Source organism: Treponema sp. R6D11 (assembly GCF_054786075.1).
Genome location: NZ_BDHD01000009.1, coordinates 1 through 19936 on the forward strand (window position 1 = coordinate 1; position 19936 = coordinate 19936).

22 protein-coding genes and 1 pseudogene are annotated in these 19936 nt (G+C 41.2%); 12 read left to right on the plus strand and 11 right to left on the minus strand.

Translation table 11 applies throughout. From position 1 onward, the window contains the following. The 3 genes from ACYVTD_RS02055 to ACYVTD_RS02065 form a co-directional block, all read right to left on the minus strand. A partial coding sequence (locus ACYVTD_RS02055) for a hypothetical protein (RefSeq protein WP_461246115.1) occupies nt 1-435 on the minus strand: 435 nt, incomplete at its 3' end. Then, complete coding sequence (locus ACYVTD_RS02060; protein WP_461246116.1) at nt 435-674, minus strand: hypothetical protein; 240 nt, start codon at nt 672-674, stop codon at nt 435-437. The genes ACYVTD_RS02060 and ACYVTD_RS02055, both read right to left, overlap by 1 nt. Next, nucleotides 671-1879 (minus strand): LIC_12708 family protein, encoded by a 1209-nt coding sequence (locus tag ACYVTD_RS02065; RefSeq protein ID WP_461246117.1) that lies wholly within the window; start codon nt 1877-1879, stop codon nt 671-673. The genes ACYVTD_RS02060 and ACYVTD_RS02065 overlap by 4 nt, the downstream gene beginning before the upstream one ends. 94 nt (nt 1880-1973) lie before the next feature. On the opposite strand from ACYVTD_RS02065, the gene ACYVTD_RS02070 reads away from it, so the two are divergent. Both ACYVTD_RS02070 and ACYVTD_RS02075 read left to right on the plus strand, forming a co-directional pair. After that, a complete protein-coding gene (locus ACYVTD_RS02070; protein WP_461246118.1) occupies nt 1974-3017 on the plus strand; it encodes a uracil phosphoribosyltransferase in 1044 nt (347 codons plus the stop codon). A gap of 2 nt (nt 3018-3019) precedes the next feature. Further along, complete coding sequence (locus ACYVTD_RS02075) at nt 3020-3991, plus strand: tetratricopeptide repeat protein (RefSeq protein ID WP_461246119.1); 972 nt, start codon at nt 3020-3022, stop codon at nt 3989-3991. Here the strand turns inward: ACYVTD_RS02075 and ACYVTD_RS02080 are convergent. Then, complete coding sequence (locus tag ACYVTD_RS02080) at nt 3974-8773, minus strand: hypothetical protein (RefSeq protein ID WP_461246120.1); 4800 nt, start codon at nt 8771-8773, stop codon at nt 3974-3976. The two genes, ACYVTD_RS02075 and ACYVTD_RS02080, sit on opposite strands and share 18 nt — an antisense overlap. Nucleotides 8774-8799: 26 nt before the next feature. Between ACYVTD_RS02080 and ACYVTD_RS02085 the strand changes: the two genes are divergently transcribed. Continuing rightward, nucleotides 8800-9087: a DUF503 domain-containing protein gene (locus ACYVTD_RS02085; RefSeq protein WP_461246121.1), complete on the plus strand. Its 288-nt coding sequence runs from the start codon at nt 8800-8802 to the stop codon at nt 9085-9087. Then, a complete protein-coding gene (locus ACYVTD_RS02090; RefSeq protein WP_461246122.1) occupies nt 9087-9755 on the plus strand; it encodes a hypothetical protein in 669 nt (222 codons plus the stop codon). The genes ACYVTD_RS02085 and ACYVTD_RS02090 overlap by 1 nt, the downstream gene beginning before the upstream one ends. A 57-nt stretch (nt 9756-9812) precedes the next feature. On the opposite strand, the gene ACYVTD_RS02095 is transcribed toward ACYVTD_RS02090, so the two are convergent. The 4 genes from ACYVTD_RS02095 to ACYVTD_RS02110 all read right to left on the minus strand — a co-directional run bounded on the left by ACYVTD_RS02095 (nt 9813) and on the right by ACYVTD_RS02110 (nt 13575). Then, entirely contained in the window at nt 9813-10502 is a 690-nt protein-coding gene (locus ACYVTD_RS02095) for an HAD family hydrolase (RefSeq protein ID WP_461246123.1), read from the minus strand. Further along, on the minus strand, nt 10502-11173 hold the full coding sequence (locus tag ACYVTD_RS02100) for a lysophospholipid acyltransferase family protein (protein ID WP_461246124.1): 672 nt from the start codon (nt 11171-11173) through the stop codon (nt 10502-10504). The genes ACYVTD_RS02095 and ACYVTD_RS02100 overlap by 1 nt, the downstream gene beginning before the upstream one ends. 1 nt (nt 11174) lies before the next feature. Then, the gene (locus ACYVTD_RS02105) at nt 11175-12098 is read right to left on the minus strand and encodes a diacylglycerol/lipid kinase family protein (RefSeq protein ID WP_461246125.1); all 924 of its coding nucleotides are present in this window, start codon (nt 12096-12098) and stop codon (nt 11175-11177) included. Nucleotides 12099-12174: 76 nt separating this feature from the next. Beyond that, nucleotides 12175-13575: a 2-isopropylmalate synthase gene (locus ACYVTD_RS02110; RefSeq protein WP_461246126.1), complete on the minus strand. Its 1401-nt coding sequence runs from the start codon at nt 13573-13575 to the stop codon at nt 12175-12177. Between ACYVTD_RS02110 and ACYVTD_RS02115 the strand changes: the two are divergent. Beyond that, nucleotides 13547-13849 (plus strand): annotated as a pseudogene (locus ACYVTD_RS02115) (response regulator); the annotation flags it as partial. The gene ACYVTD_RS02110 and the pseudogene ACYVTD_RS02115 sit on opposite strands and share 29 nt — an antisense overlap. Here ACYVTD_RS02115 and ACYVTD_RS02120 read toward each other — a convergent pair. Genes ACYVTD_RS02120 through ACYVTD_RS02130 form a run of 3 tightly spaced genes read right to left on the minus strand, consistent with a single transcriptional unit; the run spans nt 13828 to nt 14962 of the window. Next, on the minus strand, nt 13828-14223 hold the full coding sequence (locus ACYVTD_RS02120) for a metal-dependent transcriptional regulator (protein ID WP_461246127.1): 396 nt from the start codon (nt 14221-14223) through the stop codon (nt 13828-13830). The pseudogene ACYVTD_RS02115 and the gene ACYVTD_RS02120 overlap by 22 nt on opposite strands. 50 nt (nt 14224-14273) lie before the next feature. Beyond that, entirely contained in the window at nt 14274-14654 is a 381-nt protein-coding gene (locus tag ACYVTD_RS02125; protein ID WP_461246128.1) for a type II toxin-antitoxin system VapC family toxin, read from the minus strand. Further along, on the minus strand, nt 14651-14962 hold the full coding sequence (locus tag ACYVTD_RS02130; protein WP_461246129.1) for a type II toxin-antitoxin system Phd/YefM family antitoxin: 312 nt from the start codon (nt 14960-14962) through the stop codon (nt 14651-14653). The genes ACYVTD_RS02125 and ACYVTD_RS02130 overlap by 4 nt, the downstream gene beginning before the upstream one ends. A 132-nt stretch (nt 14963-15094) precedes the next feature. On the opposite strand from ACYVTD_RS02130, the gene ACYVTD_RS02135 reads away from it, so the two are divergent. From ACYVTD_RS02135 to ACYVTD_RS02165, 7 genes are all read left to right on the plus strand, one after another. Further along, complete coding sequence (locus ACYVTD_RS02135; protein ID WP_461246130.1) at nt 15095-15640, plus strand: flavin reductase family protein; 546 nt, start codon at nt 15095-15097, stop codon at nt 15638-15640. Nucleotides 15641-15844: 204 nt separating this feature from the next. Next, nucleotides 15845-16690 carry a hypothetical protein gene (locus tag ACYVTD_RS02140; protein ID WP_461246131.1) on the plus strand — a complete coding sequence of 282 codons (846 nt, stop codon included), beginning with the start codon at nt 15845-15847 and terminating at the stop codon, nt 16688-16690. Nucleotides 16691-16810: 120 nt separating this feature from the next. Beyond that, nucleotides 16811-17023, plus strand: coding sequence for a FeoA family protein (locus tag ACYVTD_RS02145; RefSeq protein ID WP_461246132.1), 213 nt, complete (start codon nt 16811-16813; stop codon nt 17021-17023). A gap of 14 nt (nt 17024-17037) precedes the next feature. Then, nucleotides 17038-17262: a FeoA family protein gene (locus tag ACYVTD_RS02150; protein ID WP_461246133.1), complete on the plus strand. Its 225-nt coding sequence runs from the start codon at nt 17038-17040 to the stop codon at nt 17260-17262. A gap of 11 nt (nt 17263-17273) precedes the next feature. After that, a complete protein-coding gene (gene feoB / locus ACYVTD_RS02155; RefSeq protein WP_461246134.1) occupies nt 17274-19496 on the plus strand; it encodes a ferrous iron transport protein B in 2223 nt (740 codons plus the stop codon). Between the two features lie 11 nt (nt 19497-19507). Further along, entirely contained in the window at nt 19508-19681 is a 174-nt protein-coding gene (locus ACYVTD_RS02160; RefSeq protein ID WP_461246135.1) for a FeoB-associated Cys-rich membrane protein, read from the plus strand. Next, on the plus strand, nt 19669-19878 hold the full coding sequence (locus ACYVTD_RS02165; RefSeq protein ID WP_461246136.1) for a heavy-metal-associated domain-containing protein: 210 nt from the start codon (nt 19669-19671) through the stop codon (nt 19876-19878). The genes ACYVTD_RS02160 and ACYVTD_RS02165 overlap by 13 nt, the downstream gene beginning before the upstream one ends. Nucleotides 19879-19936 lie beyond the last annotated feature (58 nt).

Here is a 19936-nt window from a genome sequence, read left to right on the forward strand (position 1 = left end):
TGTCTCTCGGCGGCAGCGTAGGATGTTTAAAAGAAACAGGACAATGGTTTTTCCAGCATTTTTTTCTTTTTTAGTATTCTTTTCGGTTGAAAGCACTACAAACAACTCTGGGAATTCAAATGAAACTACTATCCTGTGGCGTTTTTTTTTTTCAAGCGAAAAAAAGATCCTGTGATAAAAAATAGGGATATTATTTTCGCTTTGCAAGCCTGAGTCTTCTTGCTCAGGAAGTGGAACAGATACCGCCATATCCACGGCTCCCGTATATGCGTTTCTGCCTTTTAATTTTTTATTTATAACGACAATAGTTGTATCTTCGTAAAAAGAAGCGGAAACACTAACCAGATTTCCGTCAAGGTTGCGGGGCGAAGTAATAAAGCCTAAAAACGAAAACAACCATATAAGCACGCACATAAGAATAATAGTAAAAAACATTATTTTTTTGGCGTATCGGAGATAAGAACTCCAATAACTCCAAGAAAGCCAAAACGGTTTGGCTTTTTTTCTTCATAAAGGGCTTGAACATATTTAGGCGCTTTGGCAAGCCTATGCTCTCGGTTATAGTAAAAATTTAATTCGTCTTTAGGAGGAACAACAGCGTCGTCCGGCTTGCTTAATTTATAATTCGCGTTAGGTCTTTTTTTGCCCTCATCTGAATCCGTTGAATCGGTCACGGCATTACCCCTAAAAGTTTATCGGTACGCCACCAAACCAGTTTTACGTTAAAGTTATCCGCAAGCATGGCGGAAAGAATTCCGTCAACAGACAGGAAAAAATCGTTATACCGCAATTCATCCATAGAAAATTGAATATATCCCCTGCGGTGTTCCCGCGAATTTGTATCTACAAAAAGTAATGAATACCCTGTTTCAACGGGAAAGTAAAAAAGCGCCTGCCCGTTTCGTGCCGCTCCAAGGACTGAATAAAAAACTTTAATGCCTGTAAGTTTCCCATTTTCTAATACTTCATAAAGGGGGATTTCTACGGAGCCTGTATAAGTTCCATCTTCAACATTAAGCACCCATAAATAAGAGCTTAAAGGCTCGCTTCCTGTTCTGGTATTTGTAGACTGATCATAAATATCGTGCGAATAATCAACTTTTATATAGAGTTTCCTTGAGTCGGGAGACGGAGTAATACTGTCTATTGCGGAAAAAGCGTCGGGCCAATTTGACAAAGTGGGAATTACGCTCGCGGAAATTTTTACAAGATAAAGAAGCGTCCCAGATGAATTAAACCAGAAAATATCCCAGCCGTCGGGAATACGGCAAATTACAACAATCTCGTCTCTAACAGAAGTAGACATTCCTATTATTCTGGGAAACGGACTTCCCCCAATTCCCTCTTTGCCAAGATAATTAATAAAACGCCCATTTTGATCAAAATGTAAAATTATACCGTCCAGCACCGCTTTGGTTTCAGGGTCTATGCGGTGATCCTGCGGTAATAATCTGTCTTCTACAAATATATGTTTGCGCGAATCTACGGTTATCCAGCCCGGTTCTTCAAGCGGATATGTAAAAGCCCAACGGGTTGCCTGCTCGTCTTCCTGAATGTTGGTTTTAAGCGTGATTGGCGCGGGATTGGTTTCTTCGTTATAGATCATAAACAGCAAGTTGCCGTATGAGTTATAGCGCACTATTTTTCCGCTGTTGCCGTCCGATATAAAAAACAACCCGTCCCTCATTGTAAAAGAGGTGCGTCTTATACCCCTTGTTCCGTCCAATTTATACAACGCTATTTGATCTTCCATAGGACCAATTTCAAGTTTAAAAAGGTCTTCTCTTTCTACAGAACCGATTTTATCGCCCCTGCAAGATATGGGAAAAAATGCCATGCCAAGAATAATTATCAATAAATAAACGGAAAACTTTTTCATACTCTATATAAATTCTACTTTTTTTTGCTGTTTGTCAATCAGGCTAAGACGTACCCACTAGCCATTTTCAGCTTATGTCTATTATACTGTACTTATGGATAAGGTAATCTTACAAGCCGGTGAATTGGACGACTATTTAACCGCCGATGACAAGTCATACCTTCAAAATATGAATGCCCTTTTCCGCAAAGCTCTTGATATTTTCCCAAAAGTGCAGGAAGGGAAAAAAGACGCGCAAAACGAGCTTATTTCCGTTTATAACGATATGGGCGAGTTAATGCAGGAAATATGCCAAAAAAACCCAAGAATTTATGTTTACTCGTTTATTTCCCCTCAGGAAGACCAGTCGGAGGCTTCCCGCGTTATCGCGAAATTGCGCGATGTAAAAACGGATAACAATGAATTTGTGTACTATATCCAACGCGCTTACGAGATGCTTTTTAAACTTGCATGGACAAGTAAAGGTTCGCATAAAAATAATCTTATTGTAAAAACTCCCGTAACTTCTCCAGTGCAAAATTATGCGGTTCATAAAATAACCAATATCGACGATAAAATTTGCAATACTGTAATGTGCGTAATGCTAAGGGGAGCGCTTCTTCCTTCTATGATTATGAGCAAAGAAATTGAGGAATATTCATCAAACGGATATATTACTCCTTTTGCGCTATTCAGAATTTACCGTAACGATAAAAAACAAGAAAACAACATGGAATATATTCTTGACCTTGATAAATCTTATTTTAGTCCCTATGTTCTTGACGGTAAAGATTTAATATTTGCGGATCCAATGAACGCTACAGGCGGAAGCCTTGTTACAGTAGTAAAATATTTGTTAAAAACAGGAATAAAACCGCGTTCAATTATTTTTTTAAACGTAATTGCGGCGTTAAAGGGCGCTCTTAGAGTTGTAAGGGCGCTTGATAATTGCAATGTTTATACATTGTGGATGGACGGCGTATTGAACGATAGCGCGTACATTATGCCTGGTCTTGGAGACGCAGGAGACAGAATAAACGGACAAGACGGAGTAAATCCAAGAAACATTATTCAGCTTCTTGCGGATTACGGATCTGGAATTGCGAACCTGTACCGCTCACAATTCCGCGAGATTGAAAACACGGTTTTAAACAGGTGAATATGAGAAAAAAAAGTTTTATTTGCTTTTTATCAGTTTTTATTTTTTTCTTCTTATCTGTTTTTCTAAACGGTTGCGCCGGAAGAGCCGCGTCAGCTCAGGAATATTACGCGCTTGGAATGGCTTATTATGATCTTGGAAAATTTTACGAAGCGGAAAAATGGCTGAATCGAGCAAGACAGTCGGATAGAACCATGACCGCATCGACATACAATTTGGGACGAATCGCCTATGAAATGAAAAGATACGAAGACGCCGCAAAATATTTTGAAGCTGTCTTAAAAAGAGACAAAGATAACGTGCTTGCCCTAAAAGCGGCGGCTTATTCAAGAATTAAAACTGGCGATATTGAAATTGCCGAAAAACATTACGCAAAACTGCTTACCCTTGTTCCTGAAAGCGCAGATGACGGATACAACCACGCTTTAGTGTTATTTGCTCTGGAGCGCTATGCCAAAGCGGAAGAAGTATTGGAAAAGTACTCTGCCGGTTTACTGGAAAACAAAGACACAATGTTGCTATATGCGCGATGTCAGGCAAAGTTAAAAAAAGTAGAAGCTATTGACAGTTATTCCAACTATCTTAGTTTTAATACGGACGCAAAAGCAAGATATGAATACGCGCAGGTTTTGGAAGACAATTCTTTATATGCAAGAGCGCTTGAAGAATACCGCAAAGCATTAACTGAAATTGCCGCTACTGCCGTTAATCCTCAAAAATGCGAAGTGCGTTTTGCGCTCGCAAGAGCAATGATAATTGCCGATGGTGAAAATGCCGAAGGAATTACAGAGCTTCAAAATGCCGTCGGCGAAGGGTTTAATGATATTCCTGCGGTTGAAAAAATACTTACCTTAAAAATCAGCGCCGCAAATAAAACAAGCGTCCAGACTATAATCGGCAATATGAGAAAATCAGCAACCGAACAGGAAAAAAAGGAAACGGAAAAAAGCGATTCATCAAAAACTGACTCGTAAAGCGGTTCCAAGAATAACGTCAAAAATTAATGTTTCCCGTTCTTTATCTTCGCCGCCTCTAAGTTTTATATATGTGGAAAAATTAAGCCTTCCCTGAATTCTTACTATTTCTTCGTGCCCCGCTATTACGCTCCAGCGCATATAATCCGTTTGTTTATCAAGTACCAATTCCAAGCTTTCTTTTCTTAATTGTTCATGCTGCGCGCCGAAGAACGAAGTTAGTTTAAGCCATGAATTTTGTCTTTCCGCCGAGGAAATAAATTTATTATAAATGTTACCTAACATACTTTTTTTAATAGGAACTTCCCAAGCCGAGACAAAACTTTCCAGCCAATAGCCTTCGGATTTAATCGTATAAGTATTAACAAAACTTAATAAACCTCCGCCGGCTCCCTTAAACCCAGCGCTTAATACGGATTGTACCCTGTAAGAAATATCCTCATTCTTTGGAATATATACCGAGACATCAATTGAATGTGAATATTCATCGGTTTGATAAAATTTAAAAATGGGACGATACCCCATATTTCCAAACATATTTATAGCGTAAAAACCCAAACCCCCGCCAATGTTCAATTTATCGGTTCTTGTATCCATTTTTTGCTCCAGTGTTCTTTCTATCTGAAAAGTTATTTTATTGGGAAGGATAAAAGCTGAAAGGTTGTAAATCATGGGTAAACTGATTTTTGTACTAAAATGATCATTAAAAAACGAATAAAGAGCCGACTGCGCCGAAGGCGAATCATCAAGCCCTGTATACATTACATCGGGAAGTTCCGGCGCAAAGAGCGAATATCCGGGGAAAACTCCCCAGATCGGAGAAAAATCTTCTATGCTTTCCAATAATTTTTTACTGTCGTCTGTTACATCTTCTCCAAAATAATACAGATGTCTTTTAAAACCGCGTCCCATTCTAAAGTTAATATCGGTTTTAGTAAACGTCAAAGGAATATCAAGGAAGACGGAATGCCCTGATTGCGTAATATAGTTTACGCCTGTTGAATTGGTATTACCTTCAAGTGAAATAATAGCTCCAATTGGTTTTGTTCTTTGCGTTAAAACAAATTGCGCCTGCGCTTTTCTTGCGTTAGCGTCTTTGCCCTTATCGGGAATTAATGTTTCCCATGTATCCAGCCAAAAATTACCGTAATTATCCATTTCCGCGGTAACGTCGTTTCTTGTCCACAAAGCTTGAGCGTTTATCGCGGCTGACGGAATATATTCATTTTGCGGAGTGTAACCAAGCCCCGCATTCCACTTCTGCCAAAGTCTTGAATAGTCATATAACGCATCCGCCTCAAACTTAGCAAAAAAGTCCGATGAAAAAGCCATGTTAAAATTATGATGCGCGTTATTATCATGAGGGGAGTCATAAAATGTTTCTTTTACGGAAAAAGAACCGAGCGTTTTAGAGAGCGAATGATCCGCGCTCCAAAGATAAGTGTCTTGCGCTGTTGTAAACGCGTAGTTACCTGCAGCTTTTACGCCGAATACGGATATTCCGGCTCCTGTGCGATTTGTCAAACTGCCGGAAAAATCCTGTTCTTCCGTTTCGCTTTGAGCGCGCCCTTCTGATTCAACATTTGTATATACGGTAAAATCCTCTAACACGGAAACATCGCCTACGGAAAGCAATGTTCCTGGTTTTGTAAATTCAACAGCAGTACCGGCGTTCATTCTGTAATACATAATTGAATCTTCAAGGATTATTTCGTCGATATAGACAGTTCCGTTATCAAGAGCATTGCCAAAATCAGGGGTTACCAAAATAGCGATATAGCTTGTTCTTCTGCCCTGATTATCTTGTAACTTTTTTTTAGGCTCATAACTTATAGACGCCGCTACCTTTCTTCCGTCTACGGTTATGCCTTTATTATCACCTTGGTAGCGTATTGTAACTTTTGACCACTTTTGCTCTGTAAAAGCGCTTAACGGCATTTCCGCTTTCAGCTGATAATCGGAAAGAGAATTTGATCCAACAGCGTCAATAAATTTTAATGTTTCGTTATTTTCAAACTTTTTATCTGTTTTAACAAAGAAAGATAGTTCTCTGTAATCAGCTAATGGCAACTCGGCTACTCTGCCGTCAACGCCTGCGGATTCTCCATTCGGCATACTGTTCCAGTCAATTTTTAATATTCTCTGGACGGCGTCATTGGGATGAAGTTTTTTTATTGTTTCACTATAAGCGGAATCAAGTGTATTTATTCCCGAATCAAAAGTTTCAATAACAGATACATTATCGGAGTTTCCGTTTATTGTATTTGTTACCGCATTATACGTTACAGGTCTAAACGCTGCTCCTCGCACAATGGGGGGAGCAAGCAAAAATCGCCCGGATACTTCACTAATGTCGTTATTTACAACTATAATACGCAAATATTTTGCGTCTCCAAGTTTTAATCTGTCTTCGTCGTTTAAGATAAACTTTGCTATTCTCTCTTTATAATTAAAATCCGTATCGGTATAAGGAGCGGTAGAAATTCCAGTCCAATCATCGGTAAAAAGTATGTTCTCCCAAATAAAATCAGTGTTTTCCGTGTACGCAAAATCTTTACCTGAAAGAGAGCCTATTTGAATGATCACTTTAAATTTTTCAGGTGAAGTTTTATTAAAATCGTAAAATCTGAATGGTATCTCTATTTCTCGCGCCCGTGATAAAATACCCGCGTCATTATAAATAGGAACCTGAAATCCCGTCCATTCACCTTCTTCCAACTCAAACTCTGCGGCAAGAACTTGAGTGTCGCCTAACTGACGGTCTTTAACAGGATAGGGTCTGTTAAGAGAGGAAATAACATCAGCGTTCCAGTCAAGATACATAAGATTATTACCAAGTAAAGTGTTGTTATTGTAATTCCTGTATATTAAGTCCGAGCGATTATACAAATTAAAGCCATTTGGCGGATTTGAAATAAACGAGGTTTCAGGCGTAAGAGATAATATTACTTCATTGCCTTCCATACCGGCGGCGCGATAAAGACCTGTTGTATCAGTTTGAACAAAAGCAAAACCGGCGGTAATTTTTGCTTTTAGATAATCATATTCCCACGCCGTTTTTGCGCTTATCCCCACGCTACCCTGACTTGAATTTTCTTCTTCGGTAAATGAATCTTCGGTTATATTCCAGCGGGCTCCCACTGCGGCTTGCGCCGAGAACGGACTTGCCCCATTATGATAAATAGCGCCAAGACCTGCGGCAATGCTCCCCATTCTGGTTCCTTCGCTTCTTTTTAAGTATGTTATGCGAATAATTTCATTTTGTCCCACAGAACCTTTAATAGCCACCTCGCCTGAAGATTGGTTATAGTTAAAATCGGTATATTGAATGCCGCTGCGCCAAACCTGCACAGAGCCGGGAATAACATCATTGCCGATAAAATAACCGCTTGAATCGCTTAAATTTGTAAAACGTATAACAATATCGCCTGAGAAAATACCGTAAGAAGGCAGATAAATTTCAGGGTATTTTTCGGCTAACGGAAAGCATACGGCTGGGGATCGCAAATTATTTCTGTTTGTACTTAAAAGTTCATACACTCCTTTTTGACTCACAATACCGGAAAAAAGAGTTTCATCAATAACCGCCGTATTTTCCAACAGTATTAATTCATAGCCGCTTATCTCCCTGCCGGAAGAAGCCAACACTAGAGCGGCTTTTTCGGCGGAGCTTGAAGGAGCGTCATAGCGATTTCTTTTTTCAAAGGGCGAAAATGCTCCCGGCTGATAAACGACAAGGGCGGAACCCATAGCAAAGTCAACTTTACCCGGCTTTCCCGTCGCTGTTCCGTCGTTTCCACATTGCGGATAATCTTCCAGTTTTATTACCGCGCGAGTAGGATCAAACCATTGTTGAACGTCCGCTAAAAATCCGCTTGTATTGTAAGCGCCCATTGAGCTAATCCATGGGTTATTGTCCCCGCCTTTGGAATATGCTACGGCTACCATTCCCGACGGTCTTATACTCAATTCCAAAATACCCTGCGTTCTTGAAAAAGCGTATTCGGTTTGTTTGACATAACGCCAACGCCGTCCTGTTGAATCACGCACAGCGCCTTTATCGTCTTCAATATAAATTGTTATTTCAGGGTTTACATCGTCATCGGGCAACACAAAAGAAATTCCGCGTATAGCGCTTTGAGGCTGTAAATCGCTGTAAGTTCTCTCCCTGCCGCCTGTAAATGTTTTTTCTTCTCTGGAAGCGGCGTCATATCTAACCAGAGTATGTATGCTAATATCACTTGTTCCAAAGCGACTGTAAAAACCGAAAGAAGAAGGAGAATCTCCACCAAGATCAAGGTATGGGAATGAGGGGAAATCCAAGCCCGTGTTGCCGAATCCCGCGTATTGTAAAAATTCCCCTGGCTGCCCCTGATAGCCTGCCCTGTATGTGTTTTGCGCGGAATCGTCTACAAAGCTGGTCTCGACAAACCAGCGGTTGTTAATCCACAGAGACAAGGTTAAATCGACTTCCTGTTTGTATAAAATAGGCGAATCAGGCGAGGCAAAACCAAGCCCCAAGCGGGAATAGGAAAAGCCCAAATTCCCCTGTAAATCGCCCATCCATGAACCTGCCGCGAAAAGGGAAACATCGGAACTGCCTAAGGAAACCTTCATAAGCTCCTGCCTCGCTTCCCCTGTAATTCTGTATCTTAACTCGTCCATGTCCAATTCCGTTGCGGGTTCTTCCTGTGCCGGCTCCATATCTGCATATTCCTGACCAAATATGGCAAACGGGAGGAAAATAAGAATGACGATAATAGCCCTTCGCAAAAAATTCATTTTAAGATATAATAACCTATATTTAAATGATTGTTTCGATGATACAGATAATTTTTGAGATTCCCGGTACTGCCAATATCAAGGAAAAACGGCGGGTTATCAAATCTGTACTGGAAAAGATGAGGAAACGCTATCATTTAAGCGCGGCGGAAGTTGACCTAAACGACTCGCTTTCCTTTGCTCAAATTGGCGGTGCTCTTGTTTCCAATTCCAAAACTTTTGGCGAAACAGTGCTTCAAAAGGCGTTTGATATGATCGAAAAAGAAACCCATGTCCGTATTCAGGACATGAAAATACATTCGGAGGAATTTTAATGAAAACCAAACAGGCAATACGTTTCTCTTTAATACTTTTTATTTTACTTTTAACGCTTAATTCATGCATAGGTTTATCTTTGAATATTCAAATGAACAAGGACGGCTCAGGCAGATTAAGCATGGAATACCGTATTTCAAAAATGGTAAACAACCTTGGCGCGCTTGACGGCAATGAATCTATGCCGTCCATTCCCGTAAGTAAAACCGATTGGGAAAGAACGGTTAACAGAGTACCCGGCGCTAAACTTGTATCTTATTCATCTGTTGAGGAAAAACAAGATACCGTTATAAAAGTAGTAATCAATTATAAAAACGATCAAGCGTTGATTACGTTGCTTGATCCTCTTGGAAAAAAGACATCTATAAAAAGAGATGGACAATCGGGCAGACTGGATCTTTTTCTTATTTATGAGCCGATAGATTATTCAAACTACGATGAAGAATTGTTAGACCTGATGCGTGTTTTCGCCGAAGGTTATAATATTTCAGTCAGTTTCAGCGGACATGGAAATTCAACGCTATCTGTTACAGACAGCGCGGGTAATGTTGTTCCGGCTCAAGCTTCAGCTAAGACTGTCCTTTCGGGGAAGAAAGTTTCTTATTCTATCGGTACTATGGATTTATTGGATATTAAGAACGGGTTGGGGTTACGGTTTGCTTGGTAATTTTTGGGAAGAATTTTTTAACCACTAACCTCACGAACCAGTGCGAACTAAGAAAGATTAGCGTTTAATGCCCAATACTTCTTTAAAACGTAAAATTTTCCACCTGCGATTTTTTGCTTTGCGAGCTAGGATACCGTCGGGGTTTACGGCTACGGGGGTTCCGCAGTATTCCAAAAGGGGTAGGTCTGTATATGAGTCGGAATAAAAACTGACATTTTGAGGGTTAACGCCGTTGCTTTGCATCCATGCTTGGGCGGCGGTTTTCTTTTTTGGTCCAAAAAAACTGTACCCTACTAACTTGCCCGTTGTTATTCCCTGCGAATACTCAAGCTGGCAGGCAAGAGAGCCTTCTATTCCAAAATATTTTTCTAACGGTTTTATTATAAAATCAAATGAAGATGTGGCGAATATTACCTTCTCTCCTTTTTTAATTAAATCATCAATAATAATTTTTAAGCCTGTATATATGTTTTTTTTAATACGCTTTTCAAAACAGTCTTGGGCAACACGTTCAAGATCTTCTTTTTTAAGACCTGCCAGTCTTTTTACAGTATTCTCTATAAAATCATTGTTAGGAAACGCCAGTTTGTATTTTATCCAGTCAATTATTAAATGGCTTATCTGGGAAAAACGTATAATTTTTTCTTTTAACGCTATTTGTACAAAGTATTCGGCGCTTGTTTTTCTTACCACCGTGTGATCCACGTCAAATATATGCACCTTCGCGTCAGGATTATTGTTTATCATTATATAAACTCCAAATATTTACATTCGCTATTGACATGACTTGCGTATTCTCCTTGCATTTTTTCAGGCAAAAGACGAGCCATTTGAGACATTACTTCCGTCATTATTTTTTCACGTTCTTCTTTTGCCGGCATTTCCGCGCATTTAATGCGAAAAGGACGCCCGGCTTTAAAACAAAACGAGGTACGTCGCAGATGCCGAATATTTTTCCAGATTTTTTCGCCGCCATGATGAGCTACCGGAAGTATCGGCACTTTTGCTTCAATGGCAAGTTGAATTATTCCCGGCTTCCCTTTTCCCAAAACTCCGTCCTTGCTTCTTGTTCCTTCGGGCGCAACGCATATAAAATACCCTTTGTCTATAGCCTTTAACGCCTTCCTAAAAGCCTCGCCGAAAGCGCCCCTTCTGTCAATTGGGATAGCCTTATAGGTGTTAAAAATAAACGCGGATATAGGGTTATCCCATGTTTCCGATTTAACAAGTCCCGATACATAAAGAGGATAACTGTGAGTTACAAGGATAGGAACTTCCAAAAAATTAATATGATTAAAAATAACAAGCATGGGTTTGTTGTTTTTTAACGCCTTAATAAATTCCCTGCAATCAATTTTACAGATAACGCTTAATATTCCTTTCATGAAATAAGTTACAACGAATCTTCTAAAATCCACATTACGCCTCAATAAGCCGCAGGGCGTTGGGGATACAGGTTATTTCCAATTCCTTGCCGTCGTAACAGACTGTTTCTCCGTCGCAGTGCGCCGCCATTCCTCCCTCTAGCGCCTTTAAATGGAAACGCGACCCTCTGCCAAAGGTTACTCCCTTACATTCGCCCTGTGTTCCTTTTGTATAATGGGAAATAATCTTTAATAAATCAAAACGCGATTTTTGATGTTGCACATAGCAGATGTCCAAAAGCCCGTCGTCAAGTATGGCGTTTGGTCCCATGTAGAAACTTCCGCCCATTCTTCTTCCGTTTACAACAGAGACAAGAACCGCCGGCAGCGTTACTTCTTTGTCATCGTAATGAATTTGCAATACGGGCGAAGGCTCATAGCGTATAACAGTGATAAGAGCGCCGACAGCATAGGAAATGCCGCTTTTAATTTTTAATTTTGCCGCCTCAAAGCCGACTTTGGTGTCAAAACCGATGCCGATTCCGTTTACAAAATAGCGTCCGTCAGGGAAAAAGCCGCCTTTTACAAAACCTGCGTCCAAAGGGCGCGCGTTTCCTGTTGTAAGCAGTTGCAGAGCTTTCTCGACATCTTGCGGTATTCCAGGAGTAGCGGCAAAATCATTACCGCGCCCAATGGGAAGAATTCCAAAAACAGGGGGCATTGAAGAACGTCGTAACAATAAGCCGTTTACAACTTCGTTACAGGTTCCATCCCCGCCTGCGGCGATTGTTATATCATCAGCTCCAATCGGTAAATCACGCGCCATATTAAGAGCATCGCCGACTCCCTTTGTAAGGAGTATTTCAAAATTAAGTCCGCTTTCACGCAGAAAACGCTCGATTTTAGGGTGCTGCTTTGCCGCTTTCCCCTTCCCAGCCGTAGGATTTAAAATAACCCAAAATTTCCTATATTGCACCATGAGGGAATTATATCATGGTTTTGGATTATTTACTATTTCTTTTAACCACGAACCATACGAATAAGAACGAAGAATTCTACTCCCTCTGCGTCAAATCCCACTCCATAGCGTTAATTGCAGAAAGATAAGCCATTATCGAAGATTCAATTACATCGGTGGAAACGCCTCGTCCGTTCCAACGCCGTCCGTCCATTGCTATTTTTACCATTGTCTCACCTTGAGATGATGAGCCGCCTGTGATAGCGCCGATTTCATAAAGTTCAAGCTCCGGCTCTTTGCCGACAATTTGATTTATCGCCTTAAAGATTGAGTCGATGGGACCGTCGCCGAGGCAGACCAATTTTTCAAATCTGCCGTCTTTGTGCTGTAAGCGAATAACGCCAGCCGCTCCTAAAGCAGAGCCTGTGTTTACAGCCCAATGATCCAGTTTCCATGTTTCGGGAACCGACACTGCCCTGTCCATAACAAGAGCTTCAATGTCCCTGTCGCTGACAACTTTCTTTTTGTCGGCAAGGTCCTTAAAGTCGGCAAATATTTTTTCTAATGCCGATGCGTCAACGCTCAAACCTAAATCTTTAAGACGATCTTCAAAAGCGTGGCGACCTGAATGTTTGCCAAGAACCATGCGGTTTTGCGGAATACCAATCGACTGCGGAGTCATGATTTCGTAAGTTTCCCTTTTCGCCAATACTCCATGCTGATGTATTCCCGCTTCATGAGCGAATGCGTTATCGCCTACGATAGCTTTGTTCGGCTGTACCTTAACGCCCGTCACTTGCGATACAAGTCGGCTTGCGGCGTAAATCTGAGAACTGTCTATTCTTGTGTCGGCGGAAAAAAAGTCGTGGCGGACACGCAAGCCCATTACCACTTCTTCCAAAGAAGCGTTTCCGGCACGCTCGCCTATTCCGTTAATCGTACACTCAACCTGATCCGCTCCATTTGCGATGGCGGCGATACTGTTAGCTACCGCCAAGCCCAAATCGTTATGGCAATGCACCGACAAAGCCGCTTTTTCCATTTTCGGAGTATGTTCTTTTATGTAGCGGACACGCTCGCCGAATTCGGCAGGCATTGCGTAACCTACAGTGTCGGGGAAATTTACAGTAAGTGCGCCAGCTTCTATTACCGCTCCAAAAACTTTGCAGACAAAATCGGGATCGCTTCGGAAAGCGTCTTCTGCGGAAAACTCAATGTCATTGCAGAATTTTTTTGCGTACTTCACGGCAGAAACCGCCTGTTCCAAAACCTGATCAGGAGTCATTTTTAGTTTGAACTCCATGTGTACGGGCGATGTTGCAAGAAATATGTGAACACGGGGACTTGCCGCTTTCGCCAACGCTTCTTTGGCTGCGTCAATGTCGCCTTCTCTGCTTCGGCAAAGCCCTGCAACGGAACAATTTTTTATGATACCGGCGATTGCTTTTACAGATTCAAGATCGCCCGGGCTTGAAATAGATTTTGCTGAAAACGGCATAGAAGCCGTCCGCATGTTTACTGAAAAACCGCAAAAGTACGAAATGATTTTCATGGATATACAGATGCCGGAAATGGACGGCTATGAAGCGACACGGCGTATCAGAGCGCTTGATATTTTAGTGGCAAAGACCATACCAATTGTTGCAATGACAGCAAATGTATTTAAAGAAGACATTGAAAGATGTCTTAATATCGGCATGAACAGCCATATCGGTAAACCAATTAATTTTGACGAAGTCATAAAAACGCTTCACTCATTCTTGGGAGTCTGAGCGTCTTTTTTCCAATTATCAATATGCTTCTTTATCGCCGTAAAACTTTTTTCGCTCATGGCATGTTCCATTTTGCAGGCGTCGTCCACCGCCGTTTTTTTATCGACACCCAAAAAAATCAGCCAGTCAGAAATAGCGACGTGCCTTTCATACATCGTTTCAGCAATTTTCCGCCCTTTAGCGGTTAATGTTATAAATCCTTCGTTGTCTATTGCGATATAACCTTTAGCCTTTAAATTTTTCATTGCGACGCTTACGCTCGGCTTTGAGTATTCAAGCTCGTTGACAATATCAATGGAGCGAACCTGACTCCCCTTAAGGTTTAAAACATGAATTGTCTCTAAATACATTTCCGCCGATTCATGTATGCTCAATATTAAGCCTCCTTGTCGGTTTTCTTGCGCTATCTATTATTATATACTGCTTATATCACCATTACCAGTGAAGAATAATCCGACAGCAAAGAATCGCTTGTAATAAGCCGCATAGGGGAAGTAAGAGCCTGTGCCAGCAGCATATGGTCAAACGGGTCTTTGTGAATATTAGGCAACTCCATATACGCTTTAAGGCAATCACTGGTCAGTGGCAGTTCTGTAAAATCGTATTTTTGGGCAAGGTTATAGAGTTCTTCCAAATTAAGATCCAGTTTGCCGCTTTTTATTTTTGTTGCAATTTCCCATAAAGAGACAGGACTGTAAAATATATCCATTACATCAGATGCAATTAGTTCTTTTATCGAATCAATTCGATCAGAGTCCCAAAAATACCACAACAGAATATTGGTATCCAATAGAAACCTGTTCATTTTTTTGCAAATTCCTCAAATCCCTTCATGCTGTAAAAAGACTCTATAACGTCATCTGGCAGCGGATCGTCCCAGCCTTTAAGGAATTCAATTTTACCTTTCATACAGCCCAAAGCCTGTTTCCGTCGTTCTGCCTTTATTTTATTGATATTGACCGCCGTAATAATCGCTTCCGGTTTGCCGTAAGCTCCGATATAGATGGTTTCCCCCGCCGCCGCCCGTTTAACCAGTCTGGACAAATTTGATTTCGCCTCGTGAATGGGGATAGTCTTTTTTTCTACCAAAGGTCTTTCCATAACCATATTCATAATATAAACTTAGCCTAGATCGGGCTAAATGTCAAGGGAAATTTAAAAAAAATATTGAAAAGTCTATCCTGTGTATACCCCCCAGTGCGGAAAGTTGCCCTACAGGAAACGGCGTGTTATTATTAAGGCAAGATGATGAAAAAACTCCCCCTCCAAAAAGCGTTTACCCTTCTTGAATCGGGTCCTGTCGTTCTTGTTACAACAGCCGACGGCGGCAAGCAAAATATACTTACGCTTTCATGGACTATGGTAATGGATTTTACCCCTCGTTTTGCCTTTTTAACAGGTTCATGGAATCACTCTTACAAAGCACTGACAAAAACAGGGGAATGTGTAATAGCCATACCTGCCGTTGACCTTGCAAAAAAAGCCGTGCAAATAGGGACTTGTTCAGGTGCGGAAGTAGACAAGTTTAAAAAGTTTAAATTAACGCCTTTGGAAGCGGAAAATGTATCCGCGCCGCTTATCAAAGAGTGTTATGCAAATATCGAGTGCCGTGTAGTTGACCACATTAAAAAGCACGACATTTTTGTCCTTGACGGCTTGGCGGCGTGGGTAGACGGCAATCGCGCCGAAAAGCGTTGTTTCCATGCCGTAGGAGACGGACATTTTATCGCAGACGGAAAAATTATAAACCACCGCCGACTTATGCTTTCTAAACTGCCTAAAGGGGTTTGAAGATTCCATAAGTCATTATAAAACCGCCAAAAACCCTCAAAAACAGTAGTTTTCAAGTGAGTAAAAATTTATTAAAAAATTTTATAAAAACGCTTGACAAACAAGTTAGGATACACTAACTTTTAATCATAAGTAGTTAGTTGTTACTAACTTTTTTATTTACCTTGTGGTTAGTGATTGCTAACTCAAGAATGGAGGTATTTTATGAAGAGGTTTTTTATTGCTATTCTCGTCATGGCTTTGTTGGCAAGTTTTGCCTTAGCCGAGGACGAAGAAGGCATCGGTCTTTCCGTCGGATTGGAATTCGGCATTGGAAATGTAAACAAAGCTAACGATGAGGAAATGTCTCCTTATCTTATGCCTATGCTTATCTACGAAAATTCTTTCCTTGATGACGCGCTGGATGTATATGCCGAAGTTGACTATACTTTCGGCTTTACCAAAGAACCCAACGAAGACGGAGATGAGGTCAATCCGCAGTCAATATATGTTGATCTTATGATTGGTTATAATTTAGGTATCGGCGATGCGTCCACTTTGTCATTTATTCTGGAGAATGAATTTGACGAGATAATCATTGCTCCAAAGATTGAGGAAGGCAACGCTCTTACAGGGATATTTACACCGGCGATTAAATTCAATCAAAATTTTGAGTCAGGAGATATTTATGCCAAAATCGGCGCGCCAATCACATATATTCAATACTATAAAGATGCCGATACAGCCGTAGGACTGGACTTTACTCTAGGTTGGAAAAGCTCTTTTGGTTTGGGACTTGAGGCAAAAGTATGCACGCTGATTGTTCCAAGTGATGATGCGGGATACAAAGGCGTTGAAGCGATTATTTCTTTTGAAAAAGAGCCAATATACATAGAAGTTGAAACAATTATCCCAAAGGAAATTGCCAATGAAGGCATAACCGTTACCCCTGAATTTGATTATTCTTTTAAAAGTTTTACTTTTTATGTTAAAAGCGAGTTTGCGCTTATCGGGATTGACGGGGGAAATGTCAGCATATCTCCCGCCCTAGGAGTAAAATTCAATTTTTAAATAAAAACCGCTTGACAATAATATCGTAAGCGGTTAAACTTGAATTGGTTAGCGAAAACTAACTTTTTTATTTACCTTGCGGTTAGTTACAACTTACCGCAACCGGAAAGGAAGTATAAAATGATGCCTTTATCAATGGCAAATATCGGAGAGGAAAATTCGATAAAAAAAGTAGGCGGCAAGGAAGAAATCCGTCAGTTTCTCGCAAACTTAGGCTTTGTTCCCGGTTCGCACGTTACGATTGTTACCAAAAACAGCGGTAATGTGATTGTAAGTATAAAAGAATCTCGTGTAGCCGTAAGTCAAGAAATGGCTACAAAAATAATGGTATAAAAAGGAGTCATATCATGAAAACGCTTAAAGAGACAAAACCGGGCGAAACTGTTCAAGTAGTAAAAATAAACGGCGGAGGACCAATAAAACGCCGTATCATGGAAATGGGTATTACCAAAGGTGTAGAAATCCATGTCAGAAAAGTCGCTCCGTTAGGCGATCCTGTAGAAATTACGGTGCGAGGTTATGAACTTTCACTGCGTAAAGAGGACGCAGAATCAATAGAAGTTAGTGAATAAAGGAGAAAACCATGGCTATTAAAATCGCGCTTGCGGGAAATCCCAACAGCGGCAAAACAACATTGTTTAACGCCCTTACAGGCTCCAACCAATTTGTGGGAAACTGGCCCGGCGTAACTGTAGAAAAAAAAGAAGGCAAATTAAAAGGGCAAAAAGATGTAACTGTAACGGACTTGCCGGGCATTTATTCTCTTTCGCCTTACTCACCTGAAGAAATAGTCGCCCGCAATTATTTAATTGACGAAAAGCCCGAAGCAATACTGAACATTATTGACGCTACGAATTTGGAGCGCAATCTGTTCCTTACAACCCAGCTTACAGAGCTTGGCATACCTGTTGTCATGGCGTTAAACATGATGGACGTAGTGCATAAAAACGGCGATAAAATTGATACAGCAAGGCTCGCCAAAGAACTTGGCTGTCAGGTTGTGGAAATATCCGCGCTTAAAGGCACGGGGATTATGGAAGCGGCGGAAACGGCTATCAAGGCGGCGGAAGGCGTAAAAACTTTACCGCAACACAGTTTTTCAGGCGCGGTGGAACATACGCTGGCGCATATCGAAGAAGCGGTTTTACATGATATGCCTGATGAACAACAACGATTTTTTTCCATAAAACTGTTTGAGCGCGACAAAAAAATTATCGAAAAACTGGGATTAAAACCCGAACAAGTCGCGCATATCGAGCAAGACATTAAACAGTGTGAAGCTGGGCTTGATGACGACAGCGAAAGCATAATCACCGCTGAGCGTTATAGCTACATTGATTCAATTATCAAAGGCTGCATAAAAATAAAAAACAAAGGCAAACTCAGCATATCGGACAAAATAGACAGAGTTGTTACAAACCGAATTTTGGCACTCCCTATTTTTGCGGTTATAATGTTTATCGTTTACTTTGTTTCTGTAACAACAATAGGAACAATTGCTACCGATTGGGCAAATGACGGAGTGTTCGGAGACGGATGGCACTTGTTTGGAATTGGTTCATCAGCTTACGAAGATTCAGTCAGCAACTTTAATGACGGACTGATAACAGAAGAACCCGACCCCGCTAATTTCGGCGTATGGATTCCCGGCGTTCCGGTAGCTCTTGGTAATTTACTTGAATCAATTAACTGCGCCGAATGGTTGCGAGACCTGATTGTAGACGGAATTGTGGCGGGCGTTGGAGCGGTGCTTGGTTTTGTGCCTCAAATATTTATCCTGTTTATTTTCCTCGCCTTCTTTGAAGCCTGCGGTTATATTGCACGTATCGCCTTTTTTATGGACAGAATTTTCCGCCGCTTTGGATTATCAGGCAAATCATTCATTCCGCTTCTTATCGGCACAGGTTGCGGCGTTCCCGGCATTATGGCATCACGTACAATTGAAAACGACCACGACCGCAAAATGACAATTATGACCACCACATTTATTCCCTGCTCGGCAAAGTTGCCCATTATCGCATTGATTGCCGGTGCTTTGTTCAACGGAACATGGTGGGTAGCTCCAAGTGCGTACTTTATCGGAATTGCGGCGATTATCTGTTCTGGCGTAATTTTGAAAAAAACAAAAATATTTTTAGGCGAAGTCGCTCCATTTGTTATGGAACTCCCAGCCTACCATTTGCCTACCGTGCTTAATATTCTACGCAGTATGTGGGAACGTGGCTGGTCATTCATCAAGAAAGCCGGAACGATTATTCTGCTTGCGACAATCGGCGTATGGTTTTTATCCTCTTTCGGATGGACAGACGGCGGTTTCGGCTTGGTCGATATGGAAGACAGTATTCTTGCCGCAATCGGAGGCGTAATTGCCGTTATTTTCTCACCGCTTGGCTGGGGTAACTGGAAAGCAGCAGTTGCCGCTATCACAGGTTTGATTGCAAAAGAAAACGTGGTAGGAACTTTCGGTATCCTCTACGGTTTCGGCGAAGTCGCAGAAGACGGCTCGGAAATGTGGTCACAACTTGCCGCAAGTTTTACAGGCATCGCCGCCTACTCCTTCCTAGTTTTCAACCTACTGTGCGCTCCCTGCTTTGCGGCAATGGGTGCAATTAAACGTGAAATGAATAACGCCAAATGGTTCTGGGCGGCAATAGGCTATCAGTGCGGCTTGGCATACATTGTCTCGCTGTGTATCTATCAATTTGGAATGTTGTTTACAGGTCATTTTGGTTTTGGAACAGTCATCGCGTTTCTGCTAACAGCGGGATTTTTGTATATGTTGTTCCGTCCGGCAGTTAAGAAGTAATGGAGTAACGTATGTCTAATTATTTGTTGAATAATGCGGGGACAATTCTTACCGGATTATTTCTGCTTGCGATTGTTACAACAGTTACGGTAAAAATCGTCAGGGAAAAAAAGAGATGCACAGGGATATGCTCCGGCTGTTCCTGTGATTGCGGAATTAAAAGAGAAATCTTATGGAAAAAATAACATTAAACGTGGACGGAATGTCTTGCGGTCATTGCGAAATTGCCGTTCAAGACGCCGTTCGCAAACTGTCCGGCATCAAGAAAGTTAAAGCCAACAGGCACAAAAAAGAAGTTGCTGTTGATTATGACGCAGCCCTTGTAACGCAAGAACAGATTGTCAGCGCGATAAATGGCACTGGTTATAGTGTGATTTTATAGCGGCGTTGTTATTCGACAAACACCTTTTACGCATGAAAAAAATGCTGAAAATTTCGCG

Coding starts and splice junctions, on each gene's coding strand:
- ACYVTD_RS02150 (WP_461246133.1), top strand. CDS start 17,038: ATGAAAACGCTTAAAGAGACAAAACCGGGCGAAACTGTTCAAGTAGTA.
- ACYVTD_RS02090 (WP_461246122.1), top strand. CDS start 9,087: ATGAAAACCAAACAGGCAATACGTTTCTCTTTAATACTTTTTATTTTA.
- ACYVTD_RS02080 (WP_461246120.1), bottom strand. CDS start 8,773: ATGAATTTTTTGCGAAGGGCTATTATCGTCATTCTTATTTTCCTCCCG.
- ACYVTD_RS02095 (WP_461246123.1), bottom strand. CDS start 10,502: ATGATAAACAATAATCCTGACGCGAAGGTGCATATATTTGACGTGGAT.
- ACYVTD_RS02140 (WP_461246131.1), top strand. CDS start 15,845: ATGAAGAGGTTTTTTATTGCTATTCTCGTCATGGCTTTGTTGGCAAGT.
- ACYVTD_RS02125 (WP_461246128.1), bottom strand. CDS start 14,654: ATGAACAGGTTTCTATTGGATACCAATATTCTGTTGTGGTATTTTTGG.
- ACYVTD_RS02160 (WP_461246135.1), top strand. CDS start 19,508: ATGTCTAATTATTTGTTGAATAATGCGGGGACAATTCTTACCGGATTA.
- ACYVTD_RS02165 (WP_461246136.1), top strand. CDS start 19,669: ATGGAAAAAATAACATTAAACGTGGACGGAATGTCTTGCGGTCATTGC.
- ACYVTD_RS02085 (WP_461246121.1), top strand. CDS start 8,800: ATGATTGTTTCGATGATACAGATAATTTTTGAGATTCCCGGTACTGCC.
- ACYVTD_RS02070 (WP_461246118.1), top strand. CDS start 1,974: ATGGATAAGGTAATCTTACAAGCCGGTGAATTGGACGACTATTTAACC.
- ACYVTD_RS02110 (WP_461246126.1), bottom strand. CDS start 13,575: ATGCCGTTTTCAGCAAAATCTATTTCAAGCCCGGGCGATCTTGAATCT.
- ACYVTD_RS02145 (WP_461246132.1), top strand. CDS start 16,811: ATGATGCCTTTATCAATGGCAAATATCGGAGAGGAAAATTCGATAAAA.
- ACYVTD_RS02075 (WP_461246119.1), top strand. CDS start 3,020: ATGAGAAAAAAAAGTTTTATTTGCTTTTTATCAGTTTTTATTTTTTTC.
- ACYVTD_RS02105 (WP_461246125.1), bottom strand. CDS start 12,098: ATGGTGCAATATAGGAAATTTTGGGTTATTTTAAATCCTACGGCTGGG.
- ACYVTD_RS02065 (WP_461246117.1), bottom strand. CDS start 1,879: ATGAAAAAGTTTTCCGTTTATTTATTGATAATTATTCTTGGCATGGCA.
- ACYVTD_RS02130 (WP_461246129.1), bottom strand. CDS start 14,962: ATGAATATGGTTATGGAAAGACCTTTGGTAGAAAAAAAGACTATCCCC.
- ACYVTD_RS02135 (WP_461246130.1), top strand. CDS start 15,095: ATGATGAAAAAACTCCCCCTCCAAAAAGCGTTTACCCTTCTTGAATCG.
- feoB (WP_461246134.1), top strand. CDS start 17,274: ATGGCTATTAAAATCGCGCTTGCGGGAAATCCCAACAGCGGCAAAACA.